Annotated in this window: 6 protein-coding genes and 1 riboswitch; all 6 genes read right to left on the reverse strand. The window is 37.0% G+C overall.

Going from position 1 to position 9,396, the window contains the following annotated elements:
- Positions 1-294: 294 nt before the first annotated feature.
- The 6 genes from BLQ56_RS23590 to BLQ56_RS14810 all read right to left on the reverse strand — a co-directional run bounded on the left by BLQ56_RS23590 (position 295) and on the right by BLQ56_RS14810 (position 9,116).
- On the reverse strand, positions 295-462 hold the full coding sequence (locus BLQ56_RS23590; RefSeq protein ID WP_175490317.1) for a hypothetical protein: 168 nt from the start codon (positions 460-462) through the stop codon (positions 295-297).
- Positions 463-561: 99 nt separating this feature from the next.
- Complete coding sequence (locus BLQ56_RS14790) at positions 562-2,457, reverse strand: PrkA family serine protein kinase (protein ID WP_090855882.1); 1,896 nt, start codon at positions 2,455-2,457, stop codon at positions 562-564.
- Between the two features lie 698 nt (positions 2,458-3,155).
- Positions 3,156-5,444: a 5-methyltetrahydropteroyltriglutamate--homocysteine S-methyltransferase gene (metE, locus tag BLQ56_RS14795; protein ID WP_090855885.1), complete on the reverse strand. Its 2,289-nt coding sequence runs from the start codon at positions 5,442-5,444 to the stop codon at positions 3,156-3,158.
- 163 nt (positions 5,445-5,607) lie between these two features.
- Positions 5,608-5,812, reverse strand: a riboswitch (cobalamin riboswitch).
- A 696-nt stretch (positions 5,813-6,508) separates the two neighbouring features.
- Entirely contained in the window at positions 6,509-7,375 is an 867-nt protein-coding gene (locus tag BLQ56_RS14800) for an SDR family oxidoreductase (RefSeq protein WP_090855888.1), read from the reverse strand.
- Positions 7,376-7,662: 287 nt separating this feature from the next.
- Entirely contained in the window at positions 7,663-8,145 is a 483-nt protein-coding gene (gene trmL / locus BLQ56_RS14805; protein ID WP_090855891.1) for a tRNA (uridine(34)/cytosine(34)/5-carboxymethylaminomethyluridine(34)-2'-O)-methyltransferase TrmL, read from the reverse strand.
- Positions 8,146-8,234: 89 nt separating this feature from the next.
- Positions 8,235-9,116 (reverse strand): amidase domain-containing protein, encoded by an 882-nt coding sequence (locus BLQ56_RS14810; RefSeq protein ID WP_090855894.1) that lies wholly within the window; start codon positions 9,114-9,116, stop codon positions 8,235-8,237.
- Positions 9,117-9,396 lie beyond the last annotated feature (280 nt).

Raw genomic sequence — 9,396 nt, forward strand, 5'->3', positions numbered from 1 at the left:
CTTTTTCAAATAAAGTGATAACCTCTTCCTCACCTAATAATTTGCTAGACAGGTAGTCTTTCACTTCATCACTTATTTTGTATAACTCGGTAATGAGTTGTATAAGCTCTTTAAGAAAAAGCAGCACCAGCGGGGAATGAGTAGGTGAAAGCTATGGATATAACATGCGGTCGGGACTAAAGCTATCAAGGTGTTAAGCGCTTGAGTTAAAAACCAAAATTGAATTCGTCTATTTTCTTATAAATTAAAAAACATGGTGAATGCCACCTATTTGATAGCACTCACCATGTTTTTCTATGACTTTTCATTCTTCGGCTTTTTCTCTTGTTTTGGATCAGGAATTTCTCCGTCCTTTCTGACTTCTTTATTTGTAGGAAGATGTTCCATCACCTTACCATGCTCTTTCATTTCCTCTTCATTTCTCGTCATTGAACTATTTTTTGCTTTGTCTTTAACAGACATATAATCACCTCAGGTTTTATTTACCCCTTAATCCAGAATATTAAACAAATAAAAAAACAGACCCCATAAAGGAATCTGATTGATAGCTAGCTTAAATTATTATCTATTTAACAAACTTCCTACATAGCGTAATAAATCATTTGCAGATGTTGAATTATAGCCATGTTCATCTATCAGTCTAGCAACAACCTCGTTCACCTTTTTGAGTTGCTGTTCATCAGGTGTTTTTGATGAAGTCGTAATTTTAACTACATCTTTTAAATCAGCAAACAGCTTCTTTTGAATCGCTTCTCTTAATCTCTCATGAGAATTATAGTCAAATCGCTTCCCTTTACGTGCATAAGCAGAAATTCGAATTAAAATTTCTTCACGGAATGCCTTTTTCGCATTTTCAGAAATTCCAATTTGCTCTTCAATTGATCTCATTAATTTTTCATCTGGATTCATTTCCTCTCCAGTTAATGGATCACGCATTTTATTTTTATTGCAGTATGCTTCAACATTGTCTAGGTAGTTCTCCATTAATGTTTTAGCAGACTCTTCATATGAATACACAAATGCTTTTTGAACTTCCTTCTTCGCAATATCATCATACTCTTTTCTCGCTAAAGAAATGAAATTCAAATATCTTTCTCTATCTTCATTAGAGATGGATGAATGATGATCCAATCCATCTTTCAATGCTCGTAGAACATCTAAAGCATTTAAAGAAGGATTCTCCTTTCGAATAATCGTTGAAGAAATACGATTGATCACATAACGTGGATCAATTCCACTCATACCTTCATCTGTATATTCCTTCTTCAGTTCCTCAACATCGACAGAATTGAAGCCTTCTACACTTTCACCATCATATAGACGCATTTTCTTGATTAAATCAATATCACCTTTTTTAGGTGCTTTTAAGCGAGTCAAGATTGTAAACATCGCTGCCACTTTTAATGTATGTGGGGCAATATGAACATCATTTACATCGCTTTCTTTAATCATTTTTTCATAAATATGCTCTTCTTCTGAAACCCTTAGGTTATAAGGCACAGGCATAACAATAATTCGAGAATGTAGCGCCTCGTTCTTCTTATTTGCAATAAATGAGCGGTATTCCGTTTCATTTGTATGAGCAACAATTAGTTCATCTGCGGAAATCAAAGCAAATCTTCCTGCTTTAAAATTCCCTTCCTGTGTTAGCGATAATAGATGCCACAAGAACTTTTCATCACACTTCAGCATTTCCTGGAATTCCATCATTCCACGATTTGCTTTATTTAATTCCCCATCAAATCGATATGCACGAGGGTCAGATTCTGAACCATACTCTGCAATCGTCGAAAAGTCGATACTACCAGTTAAGTCAGCAATATCCTGTGACTTTGGATCAGATGGACTGAATGTACCAATCCCCACACGCTTATCTTCGGATAAAAAGATCCGTTCAACAACCACATCTTCAATTCTGCCACCATACTCTTTTTGAAGTCTCATCATATTTAACGGTGAAAGATTCCCTTCAATTCGAATCCCATATTCTTCATAAAAATCATCACGCAGGTGGTGTGGGATTAAATGTAAAGGATCTTCATGCATTGGGCAGCCTTTAATCGCAAATACGGCACCACGATCTGTAAGGGTGTATGCTTCCATACCTCTTTTCAACATTGTTACCAACGTTGATTTCCCTCCACTGACTGGCCCCATCAATAACAAAATTCTTTTTCTAACATCTAAACGTTTCGCGGCTGGGTGAAAATATTCTTCAACTAGTCTTTCTAGTGCACCTTCTAAGCCGAATAGCTGATGATCAAAGAATTTATATTTTCTTTTCCCATTGACCTCTTCAATACCGGCATCCTTAATCATATTGTAAACTCTTGAATGAGCCGATTGTGCAACCCACGGTTTCTCCTTAACAATTTCCAGATAATCGGCGAAGGTACCTTCCCACTTCAGGCGATGCTCTTCTTCACGATACTTCTCGATCTTTTTTAATATATCCATATGGGCCTCCTCAGGTGGTAAATGGTGATGGTTATACTCTGCGTGTTAATACAATTTATGCCAGGATGTCCTCCAACATTCGTGAAAATTTCAAAGAAAAAGATAGCACCTCTAAACTTTTTTGCTATACAAGCCACTAAAAATCTTAAAACTTAGAATTTACCAGTAAAGTTTTAAGAATTTTTTCCGATAGAAATAGAGATTAAAGAGATCTAGGAGTGAAACCTTTGAAGCGATTCTTACCTCGAAAGCTAAGCTGGAGCTAGTGACAGCAATAGAAAAATAAGAGTAGATTTTCCCGTTATATTCAGATTGGAGCTCTTTTTTGGTTAAATAAGGGGAGTTTTTCCGCTTATCCAAAGCAAAATTAGCTACTTTAAAGTTTTCCGAGCAAATAAGAGGAATTTCTCCTTCTATTTATATTACTTTCAGAGATATTTTCTAATTAAGGGGCATTTTTCCTTCTATCTATTAGATCAAAGTGTTTGACCTAAGCCCCTTACCGATAAGAATAAACTCGCACTGTCCCAGATGCGCCAATCAGAACTTTTTATCGTATGGGATCGGCTTATGCCCCCGAGCCTGATGGCTCCTGGGGCTAGATAGCAAATCTAAAATACAATCTCTTATACTTTCTTACCTTATAAAAAAAGTCAGTTCCATTGTCTAAAACGGAACTGACTTTTTCTTGTACTTCCCTAAACCGACTCAACAATTGAAAGCTTGCTACGGAAAGCTTTAGCTGCTTCAACCATCACTTTTAACGCCTCAACGGTTTCTGTTTCACCTCTTGTTTTTAAACCACAATCAGGATTTACCCAAAATGCATGATAATCCAATACTTCAAGTGCTCGTTCGATATTCTGTGTTAGCTCCTCTAATGTTGGTACTCGAGGACTATGGATATCATATACCCCTAACCCGATTCCTTTATTATAATGATGCTTTTCAAAAGAAGAAATGAGTTCCCCGTGACTTCTTGATGTTTCAATAGAGATGACATCTGCATCAAGTGCATCAATTGCATGGATGATATCATCAAAATTCGAATAACACATATGTGTATGAATTTGTGTCTCTTCTTTCACAGAAGATGTGGCTAATTTGAATGCATGAACAGCTGCGTTTAAGTATCCTTCTGTTTTTTCTTCTTTCAAAGGTAACCCCTCACGTAATGCAGCCTCATCTACTTGAATCATGTTAATCTCATGTTCTTCAAGCAGTTCTACTTCTTTCCGAATGGCTAAAGCAATTTGGTTTAGTACTTCTGTACGGCTAATATCGTCACGTACAAAAGACCAATTTACAATTGTGACTGGGCCAGTTAGCATCCCCTTCACTGGTTTATCCGTAAGAGTTTGGGCAAACACAGTTTCCTTAACTGTCATTTCTCCAAGGCAGTGTACATCCCCGAAAATAACGGGAGGCTTCACACAACGAGAACCATATGATTGAACCCAACCAAATTTCGTCATGATTACTCCCTCTAGCTTCTCTCCAAAGAATTCAACCATATCTGTACGTTCAAATTCCCCGTGGACAAGAACATCTAACCCAAGCTCCTCTTGGATATCAATCCATCTCTTTATTTCATTTTGAATATAGATCTCATATTCTTGATCAGAAAGCTCACCTTTTCTCCATTTTAGACGTTGTTTCCTCACTTCCTTCGATTGAGGAAAACTACCAATGGTTGTCGTTGGCAATACCGGTAAGTGAAAACGCTCAGCTTGTACCTTTTTTCTATTTAGAGTATTACTTCTTTCTGTAGAATATCCCTTAATATTCTCCATTGCTTCTTTCACTTCTTGTACATTTCTATACTCAGAATGTTGCAGCAGATTCCTTGCATGACCATATTGTTCGAGCTCTGCAATACTCAAATTGTTATTATAAAATTCAGTGAGCATTGTTACTTCCGTTAGTTTCTCATCTGCAAAGGCTAGTGCATCCTTAATTTGAGTAGGTAACTCTTTCTCCTTCTCAACTGAAACCGGAACATGTAACAAGCTACAAGAAGGCTGAATAATAAGTCGGTCTAGTTGAACAACATTTAATACTTCTTTCAGTAGAAATGATTGATTCACTAAGTCTGACTTCCATATATTGCGGCCGTCTACAACACCTGCAAAAAGAAACTTTTCAGACGGAAATCCATGATTCTTAAGATGTTCAAGGTTTACTCCTTCATCATGAACAAAATCAAGCCCGATTCCTTGGATCGGCAATTGAATAATCGTTTCGTATAATTCGATACTCTCATAATAAGTTTGTAAGACGAAGTTCACATCTGGAACTTCACGATTAAACTCGGTGTAGACTTGCTTTAACTCATTGATGGTCTCGCCTTTTACATCTTTGACTAAGATTGGCTCATCAATTTGAATCCATTCGGCCCCTGCATCCTTCAGCTCCTTAAAAACATGAATATATAAAGGAATCAAAGATGTTAGTAGTTCCGCTCTCTTTTGGTCATCAATTCCTTTACTTAAGGACAACAAAGTGATTGGACCAAGTATAACTGGTTTCCCATTAATTCCAAGCTGTTCTTTCGCTTCAAGATATAGCTTTAGTAAACGGTTTTCACTTAGTTTAGGATTCGCATTTTTAAGTTCAGGAACAATATAATGATAATTCGTATTAAACCACTTTGTCATTTCTGACGCTACTTTCCCTTTACTCCCTCTAGCTATCTCAAAATAGGTCCGAAGGGAAACCTGATTCTCTTCTTTTTTAAAACGTTCAGGAATAAGTCCAAACATAACTGCTGTATCTAGTACATGATCATAGTAACTAAAATCCCCTATAGGGATAAGATCTATCTTTTGCTCCTTCTGTTTACGAAGATGTGACAGTCGTAGTTCTCTCATTTCAGTCTCAAATTGTTCTTCACTTAGTTGGTCTGACCAGAATAATTCCAACACCTTTTTCCATTCACGGTTTTCGCCAATTCTTGGATAACCAATATTTGCACTTTTTACACTCATTTCATTTCTCCCCTATTCTCATTTAAATTTGTTAACAAATGCTACCCAATAAAAAAGCCCCTCTTAGACAAAAGAGAGACGATTGATAGGCATAGTTAACTAGAGTTGAAATGAATCCATTTTTCCAACATATGACCACCACTCCTCCCTATTTCGCGTAGGTAATAAGTGCGTACAATAGGCAGGTCTCCTGACTCAGGTTCTTCACTTCATATCCCTTCCCATTTCTTGATGAAACAGTGGACTTTGATAAGAAGCTCCCCATAACAGTGGCGCGACCGTGTCGGATTTTCACCGAACTTCCCTTTTAAGTTAAAAGTTAGTTTTCTTTAGACATTACTTTTAACACCTATTGATTGACAATTATTAAATTTATGTGTTTAACGATAAAGCATTTACCTTATTTAAGCAAGAATTTTCTGATTAATGCGAAAAGCGCAAGGCGCCCTCTTATCGGCGACAGGCATAAGGCAAGCCAGCTTGAAGGTTGGTTTTTTTCCTTCTAGATGGATTGACTTATGACCTCAGGGGCGATGGCGCCTGGAGCTAGACACAAAGAAAAGCGCAAGCGCCTTGTTCAGCCCCGACAGGCATAAGACGAATTACGCAGGAAATCTTGATTTCTGGAGCGATTTGACTTATGCTCCCGAGGGGCTAGGCGCTGGAGCTAGATACCAAAACTTTTTCCTTTAAATAAATTCATTTCCTTAATTGAGTAACAGCGATAGAAAAAATAAGAGGAGATTGTTCCGTTAAATTCAAATTGGAGCTCGTTTGGGGTTATATAAGGGGAGTTTTTCCCCCTATCCAAAGCAAAATTACCTACTTTCAAGTTTTCGAGTTAAATAAGAGGAATTTCTCCTTCTATTTAGGCTATTTTCAGAGATATATTCTAATTAAGGGAAAATTCTCCTTCTATTTTTTAAATCAAAGTCTCTGACCTGATCCCTTACCGATAAGATTGAACTCTCACTGTCCCAGAAGCAGGAATCAGCATCTTTTTCGACTAAAATTGACTTATGATCATAGGGGGTATGTGCTGGAGCTAGACACAAAAACTTAGTTCAGCTAGATCTATAATCTCCACCGTTAATATGAATAATTTGACCAGTTACATAGCTTGAATCTTCAGAAGCTAAGTATACATATGCAGGAGCAAGCTCATAAGGTTGCCCAGCACGATTTAATTCTGTATCTGCACCAAATGTCATCACATCCTCTGCAGAGAAGCTTGAAGGAATAAGTGGAGTCCATATTGGACCTGGTGCAATTCCATTCACTCGAATTCCTTTTTCCGCAAGTTGAAGTGATAATGAACGTGTAAATGTTACAACCGCTCCTTTAGTCGCCGAATAGTCTAATAGCTGTTTATGTCCTTGGTAAGCAACAATTGAAGCCGTATTAATAATTGTATCTCCCTTTTCTAATTGTGGGAGTGCTGCTTTTGTCAGGTAAAAATAAGAAAAGATGTTAGTTTGAAATGTATGAACCATTTGCTCATTACTAATATCTAAGATACTTTCTTGAACATATTGAACTGCACAATTATTCACTAGGATGTTGATTTTACCAAAAGCATCAAGCGTTTTTTGAACGACTACTTCACTTGAATCCGGGTGTCTCATGTCCGCTGAAATAGCTAAGCACTTGCCCCCAAGGCTTTCAATGCGATTTTTTGTATCTGTTGCATCTTTTTCTTCATTTAAATAAACAATAACGACAGATGCTCCTTCTTTTGCAAAGGCAATAGCGGTCGCTTTCCCAATCCCACTATCACCACCTGTAATAATTGCGACTTTATCTTGTAATTTTCCTGAACCTTTGTATTCAGGATCCTCGGAAATAGGTTGTGGCTTCATCATCCATTCAAAGCCAGGCTGGAACGGTTGATGCTGTGGTGGAAATTGAATTTCTTTGTGATTCATATCCATACTCCCCTCAAAGTTAGCATTCTTTTTTACTCTATGTATTAGGCAATACATTTGTTTCAAGAAAAAAAGAAAAACTTTGTCCTTATTCCATTCACATGAAGAATGGGTTAAGATATAATTATCTTACCGGACTACGATTTCGTGACTAAGGAGGAGTTAAGATGAAACTATTACTTATATTAGGTGTAAGCTTTGCCTTTTTATCAGCAATCTTTACAGCTGGATATGATGATAAGCCAGGCGTGAAGAATAAATAAAAAAACGACCAATCTTGGTCGTTTTTTTTATTATGAAAGTTCTGGATAGTTTTGTTGGCGCAAAGCTTCATAAATTAGTATGGCAGCAGTATTTGAAACGTTAAGCGAACGAACATTTTCTGTCATTGGAAGTCTTAAGCAACGATCCATATTCTGTTGGATTAAGTCTTTTGGTAACCCATTAGTTTCTCTACCAAAAACGAAGAAATGTTCCTTCTCTACATTACTATAATCAAATGAGCTATGTGTTTTCTGTCCGAATTTTGTAATATAGTAAAACTCACCTTGTGAATTTTTCTCAAATAACTCATCCAACGAATCATAGTACTGTACGTTAACAAACTGCCAATAATCTAAGCCTGCACGCTTTAGCATTTTATCATCTGTTGAGAACCCTAAAGGCCTAATTAGATGAAGTGTTGCATTTGTTGCTGCACAAGTTCTTGCAATATTTCCAGTATTAGCTGGAATCTCTGGTTGATATAAAACGACATTTAGTCCCACGATTTTCACCTCTGTGCTATTATAACACTCTCTTCTTGCTATTTTGTAGTAGATGTTTCTAACTTTTTTCGATCAACTAAATTACCCCTTATCTATTATTAACCATTAACAATTGAAAAAAACTTATACTTAATATCTGGTGTGTATGCGGTTGAGTCTTCATAGGCCCAATATCTCATTCGACTATTTTGTGTATGAGCATTGACAAGTGGCATTCCTTGATCATCCTTTGCAACCACAATCGTTGTATGATCAAATCTACCATCTCCCTGAAAATCGTAACAAATAACGTCTCCAAGCAGTAACTCTTCAGGACTATTTACCTCTTTAGCGATCACACCTGATTTTGAATCACTTAAATGCCATCGTAATGCATGTGCCACAGACCAACTATAACTCCAATTGTTATTCTTCATCCACCAACCCTTGCCACGATTAGGATAGCCACTCATCGGGATTCCCCCAGCATGCAAGCATTGAGAGATATAATTTGTACAATCTACATCAAACTTTTTAAATTCTGGATTATAATCATCCCACCATCGTTCTGCATACTTTACAGCAGCTAAACGATCATAATTGTATTGTACACGTTCAACATCATCATTCTCTCTATTTAAAGGACCAGTCTCTATCTCTTCATTAGGTGGGTTCCTCTCATGATCTTCGACGATTTCATCATTACGAAAAATCGCTAGCCGATCTTGATACTCTTCCTCCATGTAAAGCTTATCATTCTGCTTCACTAAATATTGATAATGAACAAAGTAGTTTAGATGAGTTTCTTCTCCTATGTTTCTCTTCTGTTCAATTTTACATTCTGCATGACATTTAATAATTTCAGCAGACCGTTTATGGAATGATTCCTTTTTGTTAGTTAGCCTTTCCATTTCATTTGAATGAATGTCTGACGCACTTCTAGAATTACCTACAAAATGGTGTACTTTGCTGTTAATTAGATTCCTAAGCTGTTCTTTCATTCTTCCACCAACCTTTTTACCGTCGTATAATTATATGTATGTTTTTGGCTGTGTCGTAGAATACAAAAACGGTAAGACACCTTGGTCACCCCACCGAAAATACATTGCGGTGGGATGCACTTGTTTGTTTTTCCAACGAACTTCGTTTAGAATTCATGGGAATCTGCTCTAATCCCACGAACTTTGCTTGGAATCCCGCGAACTTCTCCTTTATTCCCGCGAGGCTCCAATAGTGATGGCTTCCTTATTCCGTTTTTCCGCGAACTTTGCTTGGAATCCC

It is taken from the genome of Litchfieldia salsa (assembly GCF_900104555.1).
GTDB lineage: Bacteria > Bacillota > Bacilli > Bacillales > Bacillaceae_L > Litchfieldia > Litchfieldia salsa.